Annotated in this window: 11 protein-coding genes; 4 read left to right on the forward strand and 7 right to left on the reverse strand. The window is 69.8% G+C overall.

Features of this window, described 5'->3' with window-relative positions:
* Positions 1-2 precede the first annotated feature (2 nt).
* Positions 3-227, reverse strand: a complete 225-nt coding sequence (locus ACQPZW_RS38705) for a hypothetical protein (protein WP_433790980.1) — start codon at positions 225-227, stop codon at positions 3-5.
* 149 nt (positions 228-376) lie between these two features.
* Between ACQPZW_RS38705 and ACQPZW_RS38710 the strand changes: the two genes are divergently transcribed.
* Both ACQPZW_RS38710 and ACQPZW_RS38715 read left to right on the forward strand, forming a co-directional pair.
* Entirely contained in the window at positions 377-2,674 is a 2,298-nt protein-coding gene (locus ACQPZW_RS38710; protein ID WP_433790981.1) for a putative bifunctional diguanylate cyclase/phosphodiesterase, read from the forward strand.
* Positions 2,675-2,711: 37 nt separating this feature from the next.
* Positions 2,712-5,123 (forward strand): EAL domain-containing protein, encoded by a 2,412-nt coding sequence (locus ACQPZW_RS38715; protein ID WP_433790982.1) that lies wholly within the window; start codon positions 2,712-2,714, stop codon positions 5,121-5,123.
* A gap of 55 nt (positions 5,124-5,178) precedes the next feature.
* Here the strand turns inward: ACQPZW_RS38715 and pulA are convergent, their stop codons facing one another.
* A complete protein-coding gene (gene pulA, locus ACQPZW_RS38720) occupies positions 5,179-10,557 on the reverse strand; it encodes a pullulanase-type alpha-1,6-glucosidase (protein WP_433790983.1) in 5,379 nt (1,792 codons plus the stop codon).
* Positions 10,558-10,910: 353 nt separating this feature from the next.
* Here pulA and ACQPZW_RS38725 point away from each other — a divergent pair, with 353 nt between their 5' ends.
* Entirely contained in the window at positions 10,911-11,960 is a 1,050-nt protein-coding gene (locus tag ACQPZW_RS38725; RefSeq protein ID WP_433790984.1) for a LacI family DNA-binding transcriptional regulator, read from the forward strand.
* 122 nt (positions 11,961-12,082) lie between these two features.
* Here the strand turns inward: ACQPZW_RS38725 and ACQPZW_RS38730 are convergent, their stop codons facing one another.
* The 5 genes from ACQPZW_RS38730 to argH all read right to left on the reverse strand — a co-directional run bounded on the left by ACQPZW_RS38730 (position 12,083) and on the right by argH (position 21,369).
* Entirely contained in the window at positions 12,083-12,988 is a 906-nt protein-coding gene (locus ACQPZW_RS38730; protein ID WP_433790985.1) for a sugar ABC transporter permease, read from the reverse strand.
* Between the two features lies 1 nt (position 12,989).
* Positions 12,990-13,979 (reverse strand): carbohydrate ABC transporter permease, encoded by a 990-nt coding sequence (locus ACQPZW_RS38735; protein ID WP_433790986.1) that lies wholly within the window; start codon positions 13,977-13,979, stop codon positions 12,990-12,992.
* 71 nt (positions 13,980-14,050) lie between these two features.
* Positions 14,051-15,355 (reverse strand): extracellular solute-binding protein, encoded by a 1,305-nt coding sequence (locus ACQPZW_RS38740; RefSeq protein ID WP_433790987.1) that lies wholly within the window; start codon positions 15,353-15,355, stop codon positions 14,051-14,053.
* Positions 15,356-15,912: 557 nt separating this feature from the next.
* Complete coding sequence (locus tag ACQPZW_RS38745; protein WP_433790988.1) at positions 15,913-19,800, reverse strand: DUF4132 domain-containing protein; 3,888 nt, start codon at positions 19,798-19,800, stop codon at positions 15,913-15,915.
* Between the two features lie 138 nt (positions 19,801-19,938).
* Complete coding sequence (argH, locus tag ACQPZW_RS38750; protein WP_433790989.1) at positions 19,939-21,369, reverse strand: argininosuccinate lyase; 1,431 nt, start codon at positions 21,367-21,369, stop codon at positions 19,939-19,941.
* 232 nt (positions 21,370-21,601) lie between these two features.
* Between argH and dapE the strand changes: the two genes are divergently transcribed.
* The gene (gene dapE / locus ACQPZW_RS38755; protein WP_433790990.1) at positions 21,602-22,660 is read left to right on the forward strand and encodes a succinyl-diaminopimelate desuccinylase; all 1,059 of its coding nucleotides are present in this window, start codon (positions 21,602-21,604) and stop codon (positions 22,658-22,660) included.
* Positions 22,661-22,663 lie beyond the last annotated feature (3 nt).

The following is a 22,663-nucleotide window of genomic DNA, read 5'->3' on the forward strand; positions in this document are numbered from 1 at the left end:
CGTCAGCGCCGCGGAGCGAACGCCTCCAGGGTGCGGGCCTGGTTGAGCAGCTGGTCGCGGGTGGTGCCCAGCTCCTCGATGGCGGCGCGGAGCGACTCCGTGCCGCAGACATCGCCGGCGACGGTCCGGGTGGCGGTGAGCACCTCCATGGTGGCGGCCATCGTGCCGGCCGCCTCCGACAGCTTGCGGGTCATCTCTTCGCGCAGGAGCAACAGCAGCGGATCCACCAGCGGACACCTCCGGGCGCGGGCGGCCGGGTGGGCCACCGTTCGACTGCTCCAGATCGGCCGGGGACCGATGACCCTGAGGGGACCGGGCGGATGGGATCGGGCAGACATTTCCTACAGCGCGGCAAAGGTGGTCCGATGAACGGAGCATGCACGTCCGGCATCGTCCTGATCTTTCGCTGACCCTGGCCCTCGGCCTGTTCCTCTTCGAGCTCGGCTGGTTCCTCCTCGGCCTGGCGCACACCTGGAGCCATCCGGTGATCGCCTGGCTGGTGCTGCCGGTGATGTCGCTGCTGGTCACCTACGAGTGCCGCCGGACCGCTCGGTGCGCCGAGCTGGACGGACCCACCCGCGCCTTCTGGGCCCGCCTCGGCATCGCCTGCGCGCTGCTCATCCCGGGCTCGCTGAGCAGCATGAACGACGCTCTGGGCGGCCCGGAGCCGTCCCAGCACATCAGTCTCCTCACCCAGCTGATCTTCGGCTGCTCGCTGGCCATGGTGCTCTGGGCGCTACTCCGGCTGCCCACCTGGCAGCGCAACTCCGGCGACTGGGTCCGGTTCGGCCTGGACACCGGCATCATCATGCTCACCACCGGGATGCTGATCTGGCACTGGTCGCTGAGCCGGATCGACTTCACCGCGTCGCCGAATGCCACCGCGCCATCGGTGCTGGTGATCACCCTGGTCGCGACGGTCTCCCTGATCACCTTCGTGAAGGTGGCCTTCGCCGGGGCCGGCCGCCTGGACCGGGGCGCCCTGCACATCCTGTCCATCGGGGTGGCCCTCGCCGCGGCGAGCGGGACGATCGCGCCCTTCATCGTCGACAAGCCGCACCTGCACACCGCCCTGATCGCCTTCCCGATGTCACAGATCACCGCGATCCTCGCGGCCCGGCGGCAGTTCCGCAGACGGCACGTGCAGCCCCCGTCCCGGCCCGTGTCGCGGCGGTTCAGCCTCATCCCGTACCTCGCCGTCGGTCTTCTGCTGGCCGCCGTGCTGCAGGTGGAGATCCCGCAGGGCGGCGAGGAGGCACGGATGGCCATCGCCGCCAGCGTGGTCACCCTGCTCGTGGTGCTGCGGCAGGTGACCACGCTGCGCGACAACGCCCGCCTGCTGGACGCCGTCGACGCGAGCCTCCAACAGCTCGACCACCAGGTGACACACGACTCGCTCACCGGGATCGGGAGCCGGGCGGCGTACACCGCGGAGCTGTCGGCGCGTCTGGCCGGTGGTGAGCCGTTCGTGGTGGCGCTGCTCGACCTCGACGACTTCAAGGAGGTCAACGACCGCTACGGCCACGCCACCGGCGACGCCCTGCTGCAGGCGATCAGCCATCGCCTGCGGGACCGGCTGCGTTCCGAGGACACCGTGGCCCGGCTCGGTGGCGACGAGTTCACCCTGCTGCTGCCCGGGCTGACCGCGGCCGGCGCCGACCGGCTCCTGCACGAGCTGCTGACCGAGGTGCAGACTCCGGTGCTGGCCGAGGGGCGGGAGATGGCGCCGCGGGTCAGCATCGGCGTGACCGCGAGCCGCCCCGACGACACCGCCGGGGAGCTGCTGCGCCGCGCCGACGTGGCGATGTACGCCGCCAAGACGGCCGGCGGCGGCCGGTGGACCTGGTTCGACCCGATCATGGACCGGCTCGCCGACGACGACGCCCGGCTCACCGCCGACCTGCGCCAGGCCATCACCCGTGACGAGCTGTTCCTCGTCTACCAGCCGATCGTCGAGCTGCCGCACGGCCGGCTCGCCGGGGTGGAGGCGCTGGTCCGCTGGCGGCATCCGGAGCACGGGCTGGTCCCGCCGGGCGTGTTCATCCCGCTGGCCGAGCGCAACGGGCAGATCGTCGAGATCGGCCGCTGGATCCTCGAGCAGGCCATCCGGCAGACCGCCCGCTGGGAGCGCGAGCTCGGGGTGGACGCGCCGGCGAAGGTCAGTGTCAACGTGTCGGCCCGGCAGCTGGGCGAGCCCGGCTTCCCGGCGGAGGTGGCGGCCCTGCTGTCGGCCGCCGGTGTCGACCCGTCCCGGCTGACCGTGGAGGTCACCGAGACCGCGGTCCTCGCCACCGGCGTGGCGCTGGAGGTGGTACGGGCGCTGGCCGCCCAGGGGCTGAGCATCGCGCTGGACGACTTCGGCACCGGCCAGTCGTCGCTGAGCCTGCTGGTGGACTGCCCGGTCGACTGGCTGAAGGTGGACAAGTCGTTCGTCGACGGGGTGACCACCGACAGCCCGCAGGCGGTGATCGTGGACGGCCTGATCGGGATCACCGAGGGGCTGCGGATGCAGGCGGTCGCCGAGGGCGTCGAGACGGCGGAGCAGGCCGGACGACTGCACCGGGCCGGATACCGGTACGCGCAGGGGTACCACTTCGCGCGCCCGCTGTCCGACACCGACATCGAGCTGCTGATCTCCGCCCAGAAGACCTTTTCACCTCATCTCCACATGTGAGGAGGTGATCTAAGGCACCGTCGGGGTGGGGGTGGGCATGAACGTACGCCAGAAGCTACTGGGCGGGTATCTACTGGTGGCGTTGCTCGTCGCGGTGACCAGCGGCATCGCCTGGCACTCCGCCACCGCGTCGGCGGAGAAGGCAGCCGCCGACGAGGCCGTGCGGATCGCCCAGGGCATGGCGCTGGACGTCACCCTCGGCCTCCCCGTCGACACCGCCGACGAGATCGTCTCACCGCTCTACTACAGCCCCCGGGCGCTCGACAACTACCTGCAGCGTTTACACGACGTGCAGCACCGCGACGCCGTCGTGGTGGACAGCGGCGAGTACATCCTCGGCGACGTGGTCCGGGAGAACGTCGGCTCGCTCTTCGACCACGACCGCGACGACGAGGTCGGCAGGACGATCGCCGACGGCCGGGCCCGGGTCTTCGTGGAGACCAGCGACGACTACCCGGACGGCATCAAGCAGGTCGTGGTGCCGATGCGGAACAAGGGCGGCAAGACGATCGGCGCGATCATCGTCGAGTACACCCCGATCTACGACCAGATGATGGCCGCCACCCGGCAGGCGCAGTACGTCACCCTGATCAGCTCCGCCACCGTCATCCTGCTGATCCTCGCGCTCGGGTTCGGGTTCTCCGGCTCACTGGTCCGCCGGATCACCTCGCTCACCACCGCGGTCCGCGCCATCCGGACCGGCGACTACACCCTGCGGGTGCCGCACGACGGGAAGGACGAGATCGGCCGTCTGGCACGCGCCTTCAACTCGATGGCCGAACAGCTGGAGCGCTCGGCGCGGGAGATCCTCGCCAAGGAGTACACCGACAGCATCCTGGCCGGCGCCGGGGAGGGCATCTGCGGTGTCGACGCGGCCGGGCGGATCGCGTTCGCCAACGAGGCGGCCGGGCGGATCACCGGCCTCGGCGTGACCGGCCTGCTGCAGCGGGAAGCCGGCGTGCTGCTGCCGGAGGCGACCGAAGGCCTGGTCAGCGGCACCCGCGAAGGCCGCCTCCAACGGCCCGACGGCACCGCGGTACGCGTCGAGTACACGATCAGCGAGCTGGAGAAGGAGGGCCGCCGGATCGGCGCCGTCATCCTGCTGCGCGACGTCACCCGGCAGCGTGACCTGGAACGCGACCTGCGGCACCAGGCCCTGCACGACGGGCTGACCGGCCTGCCCAACCGCAAGCTCCTGCTCGACCGGCTGGACCACGCGCTCGCCCGGTCACGGGCCTCCGGCGAGCGGATCGCCCTGCTCTACCTGGACCTGGACGGCTTCAAACGGGTCAACGACAGTCTCGGGCACAACGCCGGGGACCTGCTGCTGCGGACCGCGGCGGAACGGCTCACCGCGGTGGTGCGCCCCCAGGACTCGGTGGCCCGGCTGGGCGGGGACGAGTTCGCCGTGCTGCTGGAGGGCGCCGACAGCACGGCCGTCGAGTCGGTGGCCGGCGGCTGCCTGGAGGCGCTGGCCCGGCCGTTCGTGGTGCACGGCCGGGAGGCGGTCGTCACGGTCAGCATCGGCGTGGTGCCGGACGCGGGCCGGTTCGCCGACGCCGACGAGGTGGTCCGCAACGCCGACGTGGCCATGTACGCCGCGAAGGACCTCGGCAGGAACCGGTTCATGGTGTTCGAGACCCGGATGCACGAGCAGCTGCTGAGCCGCCTCGACCAGGAGACCCGGCTGCGGGAGGCGGTGCACCGCGGTGAGCTGCGCCTGCACCTGCAGCCGGTGGTCGCGCTGCCGGAGGGCCAGGTGTCCGGGGCGGAGGCCCTGGTCCGCTGGGAGGACCCGGAGCGGGGGCTGCAGCAGCCCGGCTCGTTCATCCCGCTCGCCGAGGAGACCGGGATGATCATCGAGATCGACCGGTGGATCCTGCTCGAGGCGTGCCGGACGATCCGGCGCTGGCAGGAGGAGAGCCCGGCGACCGCGCCCGCGTGGGTCAGCGTCAACCTGTCGGCCATCCACCTGGATCTTCCCGACCTCACCGACCATGTCGCGTACGCGCTGGCCACCACCGGCCTGTCACCGCACTGCCTGGTGCTGGAGCTGACCGAGACGGTGATGATGCGGGATCTGGCGGTGACCTCGGCCCGGCTCGAGGAGCTGCGGCAACTGGGCGTCAAGATCGCGATCGACGACTTCGGGACCGGGTACTCGTCGCTCGGCTACCTGCGGGACATCCCGGTGGACGTGCTCAAGATCGACCGCTCGTTCATCACCGGGCTGGTCGGCAACGGACGGCAGCAGGAGCTGGTCAGCGCGATCATGCAGCTCGGGCACACGCTCGGGCTGCGGGTGGTCGCCGAGGGGATCGAGGACGCCGGGCAGCTCGCCCTGCTCATCGCGATGGGCTGCAAGTACGCGCAGGGATACCACCTGGGCCGGCCCCAGCCACCCGGCGAGCTGCGTGCCGCCCTCACCGTGCCGGTGCTGCACCGCTGAGCGGAGCACCGGACCGGCACAGGGGGTGGAAGGGCCCTGCGCCGGTCCGGGGGACTCAGCTCTGCACGAAGACCGAGACGGTTCGTGCGGGGACGGTCAGCGTTCCGGTGGCCGGCGCGAACGACGCGGTACGCGTCACCGCGTCGGCGGAGGCCTGCTGAACCGGGTGGAGCGTCACCTTCTTACCGGCGAGCCCCGGCACCTTCTGGGTGGCCGTGGTCGTGCCGGCGTTGAAGACGACCGTGATGCTCTTCCACTTCGGGTCGATGCCGCGGGCGTCGACGGTCATGGTGATGACACCCGCGGTCTCGTTCACGCCCGAGAGCGGGAACGCGACACGCTGCTGCACCTGCGAGCCGGTGGCGAGCCCGAAGGCCGGACTCGACTTCCGGATCTTCAGCAGCTCCTGGTACGTGCTGTTCGCCAGGTTGATCGCGGCACAGTCCGGAACCAGCGCCGGGTCGGCCAGCAGCGGCTTGGCGTACGCGTACTTCGACTCGTTGTCCGCCTTGGGAGGCAGGCCGCGACCGAAGCCGTTGCCCTGCGAGCAGTCCCAGATGATCTGGTTGAACCAGTCGCCGGAGTTGAACGAGTTGCGGTCCAGCGACTTGGAGCGCAGCAGCTCGCTGCCGGCCGTGACGAAGCCGGTGCCCTGGCCGAGCACGGTGGTGGCGAGCGCCACCGACTGGGCCCGGGCCCGCTGGGCGGCCGTGGTCGACTGCGGCAGCTTGTAGGCGAACGCGTCGTACAGGATCTCGTTGTCGTGCGCGTCGACGTAGGTGATCGACTCGCCCGGGTTCTTCGTGTAGCCGGCCTGGGCACCGTTGTAGTCGACCTGCGAGCCCTTGACGGTCGTGCCGGCCGACGAGGTGAACGTGTAGTCCGCCAGGTTGCCGGTGAGACCCACCTTGATCAGGTCCTGGTAGTGCAGCAGGCGGGCCTTCTGCTCGGCCTCGGTGCCGTTGACCGCGTCACCGTTGGGGGCGCCGGCCAGACCCGACGCGAAGCCCTGGATGCGCGGGTTGCCGTCGAACGGGCCGCCACCGCGGACCGCGTCGCGCAGCCGGTCGTTGAACGTGCCGATCCCGGTGCCGCCCAACTCGGTCTGGGACGCCTGGATGAAGCGCGCGTTGTTCGCCACCTCCCCGAAGTTCCAGCCCTCGCCGTACACATGGATGCTCTTGCCGTCGACGCCGTCCCTCGCGACCGTGAGCCTGTCGAGGGCCTTGCGCACCGCCAGGATGTTCTCCTTCGGGTGGTGGCCCATCAGGTCGAAGCGGAAGCCGTCCACCTTGTACTGCTTGGCCCACGTGACGATCGAGTCGACCACGAGCTTGCCCATCATCGCGTTCTCCGGCGCGGTGTTGGCGCAGCAGGTGGAGTTGGCGATCGTGCCGTCCTCGAGGAGGCGGTGGTAGTAGCCGGGCACGATCTGGTCGAGCACCGACTTGGCGTCGGTCCCGGCGGCCGAGGTGTGGTTGTAGACGACGTCCATGACCACACGCAGGCCGGCCTGGTTGACCCCGGCGACCATCGACCGGAACTCCCTGGTCCTTTGATCAGGGTCCACGGCGTAGCCGCCCTCGGGAACCGTGTAGTGCAGCGGGTCGTAACCCCAGTTGTAGCCGTCGGTCGCGGCGATCTTCTCGATGCAGGCCTGCTGCTCCTCCGAGTCGGCCGGCAGCGACGCCAGGTCACAGGCCGGCTGCCGCTGGTCGGCGCGCTTCTCCGGGATGGTGGCGAAGTCGAAGGCCGGGAGCAGGTGCAGGTGGGTCACACCGGCCTTGGCTACGTCCCGGAGGTGCGCCATCCCCTGGGAGGTGCCGGTGAAGGCGCTGAACGTGCCCCGGGCGGAGGCCGCCACCGTGGAGTCGGCGATGGAGAAGTCCCGTACCGACAACTCCGAGATCTGGATCTTCGCGGGAGCGACGGCCGCCGGCTTCCTCAGGTTGCTCCAGCCGGCCGGCGCGAGCGCCGGATCGGACAGGCTGACGAAACGGCTGCGGGTGGAATCGGCGGTGAGAGCGACCGAGTAGGGGTCGGTCACCGACGCCGTGACGATCTTCTGCGTGGCCGGCTGCCACGCGGTCACCCGGAACTTGTAGAACCTGCCGGCCCAGTCGCCGCGACCGGACCAGACGCCGGTGCGGTTGTCCCGGGACAGCTCGACCAGAGCCGGGGAGACCTGGTCGGCGGTGTCGTAGACCTCGAGCTCGACACTGCGGGCGGTCGGCGCCCAGACGGCGACACTCGCCTTCCTCCCGCTGACGACCGGGCCGAGGGTCGCGTCGGCCGCGTTGCCGTAGACGTCGTCGAGAACCCCGGCGAGCTGGACGCCGGTGGCCGAGAGCAGCTTGCCGGCGGCGTCGCGCTCGGTGACCACGACCTGCCCACGGAGGACTTCCTGCAGGTTGTCCGCCTTGAGGGAGAACGCGCCGTACTGCCAGAGGTGCGGGAACGCCTCGCGCTGCGACTCGCTCAGGCCGTTCCTTCTCGCGGCGAGCGAGAGGGACTGGTACGTCCCGGTCAGCTCCCCGTCCGTGACCCCGATCCCGCCCGTCGGCGAATACACCAGGTCGTAGACCTTGCCGTCGGTGCCCGCGCCGACCGGCTCCAGGGTGCTCCCGGTCCCGGTCTTCCAGGCGATCGTGCCCCGGTCCAGCCAGACAGCGGCCGACTTGGTGACGTCCGCGACGCCACCCCCGGCACTGGTCTTGACCAGCGGCAGCAGGCGGGTCTCCTGCCCGGCGAACAGCCAGACCTCACGGCTCGCCTTGGCGAAGTCGAGGGACTGGTCGGTCGGCAGGTCCTTCTCGTCACCGCGGTGGATGATGTAGCTCAGCGACGTCGCGCCGGCCGCGAGCGGCACCTCGAAGACCGCGCCGTAGCTGTCGATCCGGGCCGGGAGCAGCGGGGTCGACCAGTCGGTCGGACTGGCCGCGCCGGCCCAGACGTGCAGGCCCCAGCCGTCGTAGTTCCCGTCGGCCCGCTTCCAGTGGAGGATCGCCTTGCTCGGGTCCTGCGCCGGGTCGGGCTGGCCGGTGGCCGCCTGCCGGGTCGGGTACACCGTGGCATCACCCTGCTTGATCCAGATCTCCGGACCGGCCCCGATGTCGATCGTACGATCGGCGTCGGTGTCCTTGGTGCCGTTGTCGTCGACCACGATGAAACCGACACTCTTCGCGCCCGGCTTGAGCTTCACGTAGGCGAAACGCCCGTAGGAGTCCTCGCCGGTGAACTGCTGGCCGTTGGGCCAGGTGGTGGACATCGACGGGTCGATGTCGCCCCACACGTAGAGGTTCTGCTCGTCGTAACCGCCGGCGGGCCGCTGGTAGTGCACGACCGCGTAGCCGGCGGTCGACTCGGCCGCCGGGGTGCCGACGGTGATGTTCGTGGTCGCCGAGGCGAGGCGGCCCTTGCTGTCGCGCACGACCGCCTTGTACCGCACCGGCGTCTTCCCGGCCAGGCCGGTCAGGTCGTGGTAGATGCGGTAGGGAGCGCGGTCGGCGGTGCCGACCAGCTTCCATTCGCCGTTGCCGGCCTGGGCCGCGAAGGTCACCGTCGCGAGCGGGTCACCGACGACGTCGGCGACGATCTCGGTGCGGCCGGCGACCGATGCGCCCGCCTGCGGGCCGCTGAGGGTCAGGGTCGGAGCATTCCCGGGTACGGGCACCGCGTTCTTCGTGGTGAAGACGACGGAGGACAGCGCCGGAACCGTGATGGTGATCCGCCCGTCCGCGTCCGAGTTCGCGCTGGCCGCGCCACCGTAGATCCCGGTGAACACGCTGTTCGGCGTGGCCGTGGCGAACGAGACGGTCTGCGCCGTGGTGGCGTTGTTGACCGCGACCACGTACTCCTTGCGGGTGTTGTCCCGGGCGATCCGGGAGGCGGCGAAGACGCCGGGCCCCTCGGCCGCGTAACGGGTCTGCTGGATGCCGGTGACCAGCGCCGGGTGGGCCTTGCGGAGTCTCGCCAGCTCGGCGATCGTCCGGTAGACCGGGTGCGAGGTGTTGTAGTTGTCGACCGCGTGGGTGCGGTCGGTGCCGATCAGGTCGTCGTCCAGGTAGTCCGCGGACTTGCTGGCGAACAGGTCCTGGCGGGCGTCCTTGTCGCCACCGGGCCCGGTGAAGCCCTGCTCGTCACCGGAGTAGACGACCGGCTGGCCACGGGTGAGGAACATCAGCTCATGGGCGAGCTGGTCGCGCTTGAGCTGGGTGTCCGCGGTCGCGGCGGCGGCGATGAACGAGCCGATCCGGCCCATGTCGTGGTTGCCGAGGAAGGTCGGCAGCCGGTCCGCGCCGGTGTCACGGGCGGTGTAGAGGTCGTCCTTGGCGTACAGGCTGGACAGTGCGTCGGCGCCACTGTTGCCGGTGACGAAACCGCGTGCCGTCTCCTGGAACGAGAAGTCCAGCGTGGCCGGCAGTCCGCCCTGGCGTACGTAGGTCGACTGGATCTCCTGGTCGGCGCTGTACACCTCACCGAACGTGAAGAAGTCCTTCTTGCCGGCCTGCCGGGCGGCCTTCTCGACGGCCGGCTGCCACTGCTGCCAGAACTCCAGGTTGGAGTGCTTGACGGTGTCGAGGCGGTAACCGTCGATCCCGGTGTCCTTGATCCAGTCGCCGTAGATCTTCGACATGCCCCTCACCACCTCGGGACGCTCGGTGAAGAGGTCGTCGAGGCCGACGAAGTCGCCGTACTCGCTGTTCTCACCGGCGAAGGTGGAGTCACCGCGGTTGTGGTACATGTTCACGTCGTTCAGCCACGACGGCTTCTTGACGCTCGCGTCCGCTTTCGATCCGAAGACCGGGGTGTACGGGTACGACGTGGCGTCAGTCTGGGGGAACGTGGACGAGGTCGCGTAGTTGCGGTCCTCGAACGGCTGCCCGTCGGTGTCGGTGTACGGGGAGTCCGCCTTGTCGACGTACGTGTAGGTGTCCTCCGCGTACTTGATGACGTCGGCGGTGTGGTTGACGATGATGTCCAGGTAGATCTTCAAGCCCCGCTGGTGGGCGAGCTTGACCAGCCTCTTCAGGTCGGCGTTGGTGCCGAAGTGCGGGTCCACCTGGGTGAAGTCGGTGATCCAGTACCCGTGGTAGCCGGCGCTCACGTCCGCGCCGGTGCCCTGCACGGGACGGTTCTTGAAGACCGGGGCGAGCCAGATCGCGGTGGTGCCGAGCCCCTGGATGTAGTCCAGCCGGTCGATCACGCCCTTGAGGTCGCCACCGTGATAGAAGCCCTTGTCGGCGGGGTCGTAGCCGGTGGAGAGGCGGTCACCGGAGAGCCCGCCCCTGTCGTTCCTCGTGTCCCCGTTGGCGAACCGGTCCGGGAGGACGAAGTAGAACTGCTCCCCGCTCGTGGGGTTGTCGGAGCCCCACTTGGCGATCACGGAGTCGCTGGGCGCCCGGTCCGCCGCGACGGCCGCGGAGGCGGGCACGGCGAGAAGTGGGAGGAAGAGGCTGAGCAGCGCGGCGCCCAGCCTGAGACGGCGGTGTAAAGGTCTGTTGAGTGCCACTGCGCACCCTTCCGATTCAGTGGTATCGGATTGACAGTTATATGTTTCGTCACGTCACCCCGGCCGCGGAAGCCTCTGGGCGCCCTCGGAGTAGAGTGCTTCGGGACAGGCTCGACGACGCGCCGCGGCAACAAACCGAAAAGCCGTTCAGGACGCGTTCCATCGACTGATCGGACTGTATCGTTCCTGTTGCCGGGACGTTAGCAAGGTCTTGCATGGAATGGAAGACCTTTCAGGACCATGCCGAGCACACTACAGACGACTAGAGTGAGCCCATGCGTGCGCGAATGGCCGATATCGCCAAACAGGCTCAGGTCAGTGAGGCGACGGTGTCGCGTGTCATTAACGACCGCCCCGGTGTCTCTGCTGAAACCCGACAAGCGGTCCTGACGGCACTCGACGTCCTCGGTTACGAACGACCGGAAAGATTGCGCAAACGCAGCGCCGGTCTGGTCGGCCTGGTCGTCCCCGAGCTGGACAACCCGATCTTCCCCGCGTTCGCACAGGTGATCGAGTCGACGCTGGCCCAGCACGGCTACACGCCGGTGCTGTGCACCCAGTCGCCCGGTGGCGTCACCGAGGACGAGTATGTGGAGATGCTGCTCGACCGGCAGGTGTCCGGCATCGTCTTCATCTCCTCGCTGTCCGCCGACACCACCTCCGACCGTTCGCGCTACCAGCGCCTGCTCGACCGGCCGCTGCCGATCGTGCTGGTCAACGGCTACGCCAAGGAGCTGGAGGCGCCGTTCGTCTCGTGTGACGACCGGGTCGCCGGCGACCTCGGGGTCGCCCACCTGGTCGCGCTCGGGCACCGGCGGATCGGCATGATCTCCGGCCCCAACCGGTTCATCAACACCCAGCGCAAGCTGGAGGGCTACCGTGCCGCCATGAAGCGCGAGGTGGGCCTCACCGACACCGAGGTGGACGACCTGGTCTCGCTCACCCTGTTCGGCGTCGAGGGCGGTGAGGTGGCCGCCGAGCGGCTGCTGACCAAGGGCGTGACCGGCATCGTCTGCGCCTCCGACATGATGGCGCTCGGTGCGATCCGGGCCGCCCGACGCCGTGGCCTGCGCGTTCCCGAGGACGTGTCGGTGATCGGCTTCGACGACTCGGCGCTGATCCCGTTCACCGATCCGCCGCTGACCACGCTGCGCCAGCCGGTGACGTCGATGGCGGTGGCCGCGGTGCGGTCACTGGTCGACGAGATCAACGGGCACGGCGCGCCGCACTCCGAATACCTCTTCCACCCCGAGCTGGTGGTCCGCAACTCGACCGCGATCGCGCCGATGCGTGCGGAGATTCCGGTCGCATCTCCCGCCGCCTGACCGAAATCGTACGGATGGTGGCCGGGGCGCCGTCCGTACACCGTGAGAGCGTTCTCTCTTATGCTGAAAAACCACCAGCGCCCGCCGAATCGGTAGGCGCTGGTGGTTTTCCCGAGAAACGATCAGCCCTTCGTGCCGCCGGCGGTAAGACCGGACACGAGATGCTTCTGGGCGAAGAGGAATACGATTCCGGCCGGGATCGTCACCAGGACGGCCGCCGCGGTGAGGTATTCCCACTGCGGATTGAACTGGGGCACGAACTGCTGTAGACCGTACGCCAGGGTGTATTTGTCGTCGGTCTGGATGAACGCCGACGCGTACGCGACCTCGCCCCAGGCGGTGAGGAAGGCGTAGAAACCGGTGACCGCGATGGCCGGCCGGGCCAGCGGCAGGATGACCCGCCAGAAGATCCGGAACGGGCCGCAGCCGTCCAGCGAGGCCGCCTCGTCCAGCGAGGTCGGGATCGAGTCGAAGTAGCCCTTGAGCATCCAGGCGCAGAACGGCACGGCGATCGTCAGATACGCGATGACCAGCGACGGAAGCGTGTTGATCAGGCCGAGGCTCGCCATGATCGCGTAGATCGGGACGATCAGGATCGACACCGGGAACATCTGCGTGATCAGGAAGACCATCATCAGCGAGCGCCGGCCCGGGAAGTTGAACCGGGACAGCGCGTAACCGGTGGTAGCCGAGAAGAAGATGCCGATCAGCATGGTCAGGCTCGCCACGATGACCGAGTTCAGGAACCAGGACGGGAAGTTCGTCTCGAACAGCACGTACTCGTAGTTCGCGAACGTCGGGTCCTTCACCAGGGTGATCTCGGTGCTCTGGACGGCGTACCCCGGCTTGAACGAGGAGAGCACCACCCACAGGATCGGGCCGATCGCGATCAGCGAGGCGAGGATCAGCGTGCCGTGCAGGCCGATCGACGCGCCGACACTGCGACGGCCGCGCCGGGGCTTGTTGACGCGCGCCGGCGCGCCGCCCTGGGGAGCCGCGATCGGTGGGGTCGTGATCATCTGGGCCATGTCACCAAACCTCGCCTTGCTTGCGCAGCACCCGCCGGTAGAACACCGAGAAGATGAGCAGGATCGAGAGGATCAGCACGCCGTACGTGGAGGCGAGCGAGTAGTTCCGGATGCCCTCGAAGGCGGCGCGGAAGGCGCCCGTCACCAGGATCTCGGTCGATCCGGCCGGCTGGCCCTCGGTCACCAGGAAGATGATCGGGAACATGTTGAAGGTCCAGATCGTGCCGAGCAGGATCACCGTCATGCTGACCGGCCGCAGCCCCGGCAGGGTGATGTTGCGGAACCGCTGCCACGGCGTCGCGCCGTCGATCTCGGCCGACTCGTAGAGCTCCTCGGGGATGCTCTGCAAGCCGCCCAGCAGGGCCACCATCATGAACGGCACACCCAGCCAGATGTTCGTGAGCACCGCGACGAACAGCGACGTCCACCTGTCGGCGAACCAGGCGACCGAGTCGATGCCGATCGCGTTGAGCAGCGAGTTGACCAGACCGAGCCGCTCGTTGAAGAGGAACTTCCAGGCGAAGGCGCTGATGAACGCCGGCACCGCCCACGGCAGCACCAGCAGGACCCGGTAGAAGCCGCGGAACCGCATCTCCCGGTGGATCATGACGGCCAGGCCGAGGCCCAGACCGTAGTGGAAGACCACCCCCGCGGCGGTCCAGATCAGCGTGGTCCCGGTCCACTGCCAGAACTCGCCGATCCGGCCGGTGAGGACGTTGACGTAGTTGTCGAGACCCACGAACGACCAGGCGTTCGGGTTCTCCTTGCAGACCTCGCCACCGGTGATCGACTTGGTGCAGATCTCGGTGAGCTGGTTGGCCTCGGTCTGGTCGGTGAAAGTCAGCCAGATGCCGTTGACCAGGGGATAGAAGATCAGAACCGCCAGGACTGCCACGACCGGCACGACCATCGCCCAGGCCGCCCAGTGCTTGTCCCAGCTCCGCCGCAGCGCGGTGCTCCTCGGCGCCGCGTCGGCAGTCACAGTGCTCATCAGCTGTGCTCCAGAGAGGAAGCGAAGCGGGCGCCGGCTCTCCGCGAGCCGGCGCCTGCATTCAGGGACCGTCAGTTGGTGGCGTACGAGGGAACGACCTCGGCCTTGTACTTCTGGGCCACGGCGTCGAGCGAAGCCTTGGCGTCCTTGTTCTGGACCAGGACCTCGGTGGCGAGGGTGTCGAGCGGGCCGAAGAACTGGCCGCCCTCCGGGATCCACGGGCGGTTCACGGCCGACTCGATGACCGGCTGGAAGGCCGAGATGACGGCGTTGCTCTTGACCGACGCGATCTCGTACGCCGACTTGCGGGTCGGCAGCACACCCAGCTTGTCCGCCAGGCTCGCCTGCGACTCGGCGGAGTTCATGAACTTGATGAACGCGACGGCGGCGGCCGCCTTCTCCTGCGGGACACCCGAGTAGACGACGTAGTTGTGGCCACCGACCGGGGCGCCCGCCTTGGCGGAACCGGCCGGAACCGGCGCGATGCCGAGGTTCTCCAGGCCACCGAAGGCCGGGGCGGCCTTCATGTTCGCGACCTCCCACGGGCCGTTGATGATGAAGGCGACCTTCTTCTCCTTGAAGAGGGTCATCATCGTGCCGTACGAGTCGGTCGCCGACGGCTTCACCGACGCGCCGCTGTCGATCAGGTCCTTGGCGACCTTGAGGCCGGCGACGTTCTGCTCCGAGTTGACCACGATCTTCTTGCTCGCGGTGTCGACCAGGTCACCGCCCTCGCCGTAGATGAACGGCAGGGTGAAGTAGCCGGCCGGGTTCACGTAGAGGCCCTCGGCGCCGGTCTTCTGCTTGACGGTCTGGGCGGCGGTCTTCAGCTCGGCCCACGTCTTCGGCACCGAGACGCCGGCCTTCTCGACGAGCTCCTTGTTGTAGAGCAGGGCGAGGCTGTCGGTCACCTGCGGTACGCCGTAGGTCTTGCCGTCGAACTTGTTCGAGGCCAGGGCGGTCGCGTTGTAGTCCGACTCGTCGGCGAGCAGCTCGGAGCCGTCCAGCGAGTAGAGGTAGCCCAGCGACGCGAACTCGGGCACCCAGGCGACCTCGGCGCGCAGGATGTCCGGGGCGCCGGTCTTGGCCGCGGCAGCCGTCTTGAACTTGTTCTGCGCGTCGGCGAACGGCACCGACTGGTAGTTGATCTTGACGTTGGGGTACTTCGCGTTGAACTGCTTGATCAGATCCTGGAAGACCGGACCCTCGTTCTTGGCGTCCGACGTGTCCCACCACGTCAGCTCCGCGGCAAGCGCTGCCGGGTCGGCGGCCTTGTTGTCGCTAGCGGCCGGCTCCTTGTCGCCGCTGCACGCGACGAGGGTGAAGGCGAGGGCCACGGAGGAGAGAGCGGCCAGTCCCTTGGTTATGCGACGCATGATGCGCTCCTTGAAGACCTGCTTGGTGACGACCGGACCGTAGCAAGAAGTTTCGGGGTTAGAAACCCCTTGCGAATCAACTTGCAACACGGCGGGGCGCGAGAACCCGCACGATTCCGGCATCGCGGGCAGGAAAGCGGTCTCCAGCTGCCGTTCTGTTACCTGGCGCCTGTTGTTGCGGCACGTTGGGGACATGCAAGCGTGTTACAGCCACTTGCAGTCCGGGGGGCGACTACGCGTTTTCGGTCTCGACCATGATGCAACTTCTTGCACGATGAACTGAAAACCTATGCCGGATGCCGTCGGGGATTGCGGGGATCACCTTCTCAGATGCGGCTGCAATGTTAAAAGGCGGTGACGGGGCGTCCGCCCGTCACCGCCTTTGCCACCGTCTTGCCCGCGCCGTCCTGCCCGCGCCGCATTGCCCGCGCCGTCCTGCCCGCGCCGCATTGCCCGCGTCGCCATGCCCGCGTCGTCTTGCCCGCGCCGTCTTGTAGGCCTGACCGCGCGCCGCGGCCCCCGCTGTCGCTGTCGCTGTCCTGTTTCGCTCCCGCCGGTCAGTGGCCGACGGTCAGTAGCTCGAGATCGCGGATCACCTCGGAGATCGCCACCGGCTCCAAGTCACCCAGCCTCGCCGTCCGGCCGCTGAGCCTGACCGGGCCGAGCGTCTGCTCCGGGAAGACATCCACGGCGCCGTGCACGATGCCGGGCTCCAGCTCGAGCTCGAGCCCGTCGGCAAGGGCCGGCGCCACGCTCACCTGCGTGCGATCGTCGCGCATGGTCCCACGTCGCCAGCCGCGGCTCTCCAGGCCCAACACGGCGCGGGACGGCACCGTCCGCCCCTGGAAGCGGGTGAGCACACCGCCCGCCGCCTCGGCCTCGGTCAGGGCAGCGGTCTCCCGCCCGACCTGCGGGAACGGTTGCAGGATCCGGTAGTCGGCGAAGATCTCCGACCAGAGCGGCAGCGTCTTATCAAGGTGGATCGGATGGACCACACCGATCACCTCGCCGGCACCGATCGTGACGGCCTCGTCGTGCACGTCGGCGAACGTGCCGTCCTCAGCCACCCGGAAGGCGCCGGCCAGCACACCCTCCGCGTCGTAACGGCCCCAGAGAAGCCGCCGGGCCAGGTGGCGCAGCAGCCGATGCCCGGTCAGGAAACGCCGGAACTCCTCCTCGGGCCAGCGACGGCCGGTGACCATGGCGCGTTCCAGACGGCGGATCTGATCGGCTGCGACCGTCCGAACGTCCTTCTTCAGCGCCGCGAAACGCGCGTAGGCCGCGGCCGCTCGCTCGGCGACGTCCTTCGGCCCCGGCTTCGGCAGGTTCTTGAGAGGCTTTCCGGCAGCGTCCACGACGCACGGTCTCAACTCCTCGTCGAACCGCACGGTGAAGCTCCGGGCCCCGTAGTCGAGCATCAGGCTCCCGTCGTCATCCAGCCCGAAGCCCGGCACCAGGCGGTCGGCGAGCTGCTCGGCCGTGAGCCCCATCTGTGCGGCCACCTGACCGACCTGACGCTGAGCCGCCGTACGCAGACCCGCATACCGGGAACGCTCGGCGATGCGGTTGAGGTGCACCAACGCGACCTCGGTGCCGATCTCGGCAAGGACACCCAGACCGGTGACGGCACGGGCGTGCCCACTCTGCCCCGGCCATTCCATGATCAGTGGGGTGAGCCGTCGCACCACCTCGTCGTCCCCGACCGCACCGAGCACATCCAGCGCCCAGCCCTGCCTGCCGTTGGCGCCGGCGGCCAGCCACGCCTCGAACACCCCCCACGCGAACCGCGCGAGATCCCCCGGCTCACAAGCCGCCTGGACGACCTCCATCCCCGCATACGGCTCGAGCGGCTTGTGCAGAGCGAACACCATCGCCAGCTCACGCAACACCCCCGTCGGAAGAACGAGAGCCGGCCCGCCCGCGGCCGTTTCGGCACCACCCGGCACCGGCTGGGCCGGCGTCGTCTCATGGCCCTTCGCCGAGCCTGCTTGCGCTGCCTCGCCGGTCCTCACCGAACCGGCTGGCCCGATCTCGCCGCCCATCGCCGAACCGGCCTGCGTTATCTCACCGCCCATCGCCGAACCGGCCTGCGCTATCTCACCGCCCATCGCCGAACCGGCCTGCGCTATCTCACCGCCCATCGCCGAAGTGGCCCGAATTGTCTCGTGGTCCCTCACCGAGCCGGCCCGCACTGACTCGTAGGCCCTGGCCGAACCGGCTTGCGCTGACTCATGGTTTCTCGCCGAACCGGCTTGCGCTGGCTCGTGGGCCCTCGCCGAGCCCGCTTGCGCCGTTTCATCAGGGGTCGGCGGTGGGGTCGATGGTCGCCGGAGACGGACCGGCGGCATGGCAGCGGGATCGAACCACTTTGGAATGGCGGGGAGTTTCGTGGGGAGGATCGCCAGCGAATCGGTGACGATCAGCGCCTCGACGGCGGCCGCGGCCTCCGCGCCGTAGGAGGCAGCGACCGCGCGGAGGGTCTCCACATGACCGGCGGCCACCATGTACACCAGCGTGTGCTGCGCCGACCGCCGGACCACGTCGCTGGTACCGAACGCACGGGGAACCAGATAGCGGGTGGCAGCCTCGGGATGCCGCTCCAGCCAGACTCTCGCCACCGAACCGGCCTGTCCCTGATCATGCAGGCGCACCTGCATCCGCCACGGGATGTCGCCGGACGTGAACGGCAGCATCAGCGGCCCGGCCACCGCCGAATCGTGGAAGGCCAGACGCCGCAGAGGCAACAACGCGTCCACCTCGAACCGGGCGACGATCCGCCGCATCCATGACTCGCAGCCCGGCAGGGGCTCCGGATGCCACTCGGCGAGCAGAGGCCGGGCCAGCTCCTCCGGCGCGGCGACGAAGAACGCGGCCGCAGCCCGCGGGTCGACCGGCTCACCACGCCGCAGCCGATCGGCGATGGCGGTCCCGTCAGCCGGGACAGCAGCGGCCCTCTCCCCCGACCCAACGGCAGACGCCGCATCCACCCGACCAGTGGAAGCCACCACACCCGCACCGACGGCCGAGGCCGCGTCCGTCAGAGTGGCGGGAGTGACGGTCGCCCCCGGGGAGGTGCCGGCGGTCTCCTCGGCGGAGCCGGTCGCGGGGGCCCGGGACACTGCGCCCGGCAGGTGGATCGGGGTCGACAGCCATTCCTCGCGCTCGCCGGGCAGCCACTCCACGATGGCCGGTGACTCGGGCGCGTTCAGGTCGAGGATCACCGGGGCCGACCGCCGCCTGCGCCAGGGCGGGTCGGCGAGCAGGGGAGGCAACGCCTCCGGTAGGGCCGGCACGACGGTGGCCACACCGGACAGGTGCTCCCGGATGCGGGCCGCCCGGGCCGTGGTCAGCTCGGCCGCGACCCGCTCGGCGAGCGCCGGGTCGGCGCGCACCCGGGCGGACAACAGGTCGCTCACCGCGGGCTTTCCGGCGGCGACGGACAGCTGCCGTAGCGCCCGCTCCGGGAAGCGGGCGGCGGCGTCGAGCAGGGCCTCGCGCACGTGCCGTTGGCCGAGGCGGTCGACGAGGCCGCGCATCGCCTCGTCGGCCGGTAGCACGGCGATCAGGCTCAGCAGCTCGCGGCGGGTGTCGGCGCGGGTCGCGCGAACACGGTCGAGCCAGTCCAGCAGCAGGTCCGCCGCGAGGGCCGGGCCGAGGCCGTCGACGACGGTGGCGTCGCGGCCGGGCCACCCGATGGCCAGGGCGTCGGCGGCGCGGCGGGCGTCGGCCGCCTGACCGGCGGTGCTGATCGCGGTCAGCAGCATCCCGGCGCGATTGAAGCCGGGCTCGGTGAGGGCGTCGGCCCAGTCCTGCTCCACCCAGTCGGCCCGGGAGGGGACGAGGACCGAGGTGGCACAGCGCGCATGGAGGCCCCGCCCGCGGTAGCCGGCGAGAGCGTCGACGATCTCCGCGTGCACGTCGTCGGGCGCGGCCGCCAGGGCGGCCCGGACCCTCAGCAGCACCAGGAGATCGGGGTCGAAGAAGAGCCCGACCGTGTGCTGCTCGTCATCGGGCCGGCGACGGCGCACGCCGACGGTCTCCGTGCCGTCGCGCCGAAGGGCCCGGCGGGGCGGCCGGTCGCCCTCGGCCACCAGGATCAGCGTGAAGAGCTCCACGGCGGCCTCGGCGGCGAACCGCAGACCCCGCTCGCCGAGCCACAGGTCGGCGAACCACGGGTGCCGGAGGTTTTCCTGCCAGTCCAGTGCCTTCGTCGCGAAGGCGACGACGGCGGCACCCGTGACCGACGCCGGATCCCGGGCCGCCTCGCGCAGCTCCGGGTCGGTGAGCTCGGCGGCGATCACACCGGGCACGAAGCCGGGCAGCTCACGGGTCTGCCCGTCGACGACCTCGCGGGCGCGCGGGTCAGGCTGGACCGGGCGGACACCGGCGCCACCGCGGCGCGGGTGCAGCTGGGACAGCCAGGGCTCGGGCAACTCGAACGACATGCCGGCACGCTATCGGCCACCCCCGACAGAAACGGGAGCGGCCGGGGCCGCTCCCGTCGAACAGTGACGCGCATTACCGCCGGGCGCCGCCCGCCACGGAAGCGGCCGGAGCCACCGCCCGCGAGCGGCGAGACGGATCTACCGGGGTACGACCTTCTCGATCGCCCACTGACGCCAGTTGTCCAGCTTGTGCTGCACGATGGCGAGCTGCTCGGCGACGGGGCCGGGGCCGGTCGAACCCGGTGTCGTACGGGCTGCGAGCGCCGACGACACCGACAGAACCTCGCGCACCGACGGGTCCAGGTGCTCGCTGATCGTCTTCAGGTCGTCGTCGGTCACGTCCTCCAGCTCGCACTCGCGGGCCGAGCAGAGCGCCACCAGCCGACCGGTGATCTCGTGCGCGTCGCGGAACGGCACGCCCTTGCGGACCAGCCAGTCGGCGACCTCGGTGGCCAGCGAGAAGCCCACCGGGGCGGCCGCGGCCAGCCGGTCCACCCGGACCGTCATCGTCGAGACCATGCCGGCCAGCGCGGGCAGCAGCAGTTGCAGGGTGTCGACCGCGTCGAAGGCCGGCTCCTTGTCCTCCTGCATGTCGCGGTCATACGTCAGGGGGAGCCCCTTGAGCATGGTCAGCACCGCGACCAGGCCGCCGACGAGCCGGCCGCTCTTGCCGCGGGCCAGCTCGGCGATGTCCGCGTTCTTCTTCTGCGGCATGATCGACGACCCGGTGGCGAAGGCGTCGTCCAGCTCGACCCAGCCGAACTCGGTCGACGTCCAGAGGACGACCTCCTCGCCGAGGCGGGACAGGTGGACGCCGATCAGCGCGGTCACGAACAGGAACTCGGCCACGAAGTCACGGTCGGCGACGGCGTCCATCGAGTTTTGCGCGGGGGCGGTGAAACCCAGCTCCTTGGCGACCGCCGCCGGGTCCAGCGGCAGCGACGAGCCGGCCAGCGCGCCCGAGCCGAGCGGGCTGATCGCGGTCCGTGCGTCCCAGTCCTTCAGCCGCTCCAGGTCACGCAGCAGCGGCTGCACGTGCGCCAGCAGCCAGTGACCGAAGCTGACCGGCTGCGCGTGCTGCACGTGGGTCATGCCGGGCGCCGGGGTGTCGACGTTGCGGGATGCCTGCTCGGTCAGCGCGTCGGCCAGCTCGATCAGCGCCACGGCCACGCCGCGGGCGTGGTCTCGCAGGTAGAGCCGCAGGTCGGTGGCGACCTGGTCGTTGCGGGAACGGCCGGCACGCAGCTTGCCGCCGAGCGCGCCGAGACGCTCCAGCAGCCCCCGCTCCAGGGCGGTGTGCACGTCTTCGTCCTCGATCGTCGGACGGAACTCGCCGGCCGCGCAGGCCGACGCCAGATCGTCCAGCGCGGCGAGGATCCTCCCCAGCTCGTCGGCGTCGAGCAGGCCCGCGTTGGCCAGCACCCGGGCGTGCGCGCGGGAGGCCAGCAGATCGTACGGCGCGAGCCGCCAGTCGAACTGGACGCTGACGCTCAGCCGGGCGAGCGCCTCCGCCGGACCACCGGCGAAACGGCCACCCCACAGCCTCGTCGGCTCGTCGCTCTCCGACACACCTTCTCCTCGTCCGCTCACGTTTCGTTACCTTCCTGACCCTATCGCTGACCCGTGTGCGCCGGGTCCCGGCCCGGCGCCATCGCGCTGGGTGAGACGCATGGCGCGTCTCCACCGGACACGCCCCGGCGGTCGCGGTGCGGTCGCACCCACCGCTCGCGTCGCGCGGTAGCTCACGGTGCCTCGACCAGCCGTACGCATAAAAATGCCTTGGATCTGATAAGTTTGCAACATGACCAGCCTCGATCTGACCGGTGATGTAGTAGACCTCACTCGGACCATCTGTGACATTCCGTCGGTAAGCGGCGATGAGAAGGCGCTGGCCGATGCCGTGGAGAGTGCGCTGCGTGCCCAGCCGCATCTCGAGGTGCTGCGCGACGGTGACGCGGTGGTGGCGCGGACGTCGCTGGGCCGGCCGACCCGCGTCGTGATCGCCGGGCATCTCGACACCGTGCCGATCGCCGACAATCTGCCGGTCGTCGTCGACGGCGACGTGCTGCGCGGCCGCGGCACCGTCGACATGAAGGCCGGTGTCGCGATGGCCCTGCACCTGGCCGCGACGCTGACGGTGCCGCGCTATGACGTCACCTACGTGTTCTACGACCACGAGGAGGTCGCGGCCCGGCTCAACGGGCTCGGCCGCCTGGTCCGCAACCACCCGGAGTGGCTGACCGGCGACTTCGCGATCCTCGGTGAGCCGTCCGACGGCACCGTCGAGGGCGGCTGCCAGGGCACCATGCGGGTGAAGATCACCGTGCCGGGGGTGGCGGCGCACTCGGCCCGCTCGTGGAAGGGCAGCAACGCCATCCACAGCGCGGGCGCCGTGCTCGACATCCTGCGCGCCTATGTGCCGCGGCAGCCGGTCGTCGACGGTCTGCGATATCACGAGGGGCTCAACGCCGTGAAGATCGAGGGCGGCATCGCCGGCAACGTGATCCCCGACCTGTGCACGGTCCACATCAACCACCGGTTCGCTCCGGACCGTGACGTGGCCGAGGCCGAGGCGCATCTGCGCGAGGTGTTCGCCGGTTTCGAGCTGGAGGTCACCGACGCGGCCCCCGGTTCGCGGCCCGGGCTGGACCGGCCGGCTGCCAAGGAGTTCGTCGAGCTCGTCGGCCGGACGCCACAGGCCAAGCTGGGCTGGACCGACGTGTCGCGGTTCGCCGCTCTGGGCGTCCCGGCGGTCAACTTCGGTCCCGGCGACCCGCTGCAGGCACACACCGACGGTGAGCACGTGCTGGTGCCGGAGATCCGGCAGGCGCTGCACGTGCTCACCACCTGGCTCAGCTGAGCC

Origin of the sequence: Actinoplanes sp. CA-252034 (genome assembly GCF_050956125.1) — a bacterium.
In the GTDB taxonomy this organism is placed as follows: domain Bacteria; phylum Actinomycetota; class Actinomycetes; order Mycobacteriales; family Micromonosporaceae; genus Actinoplanes.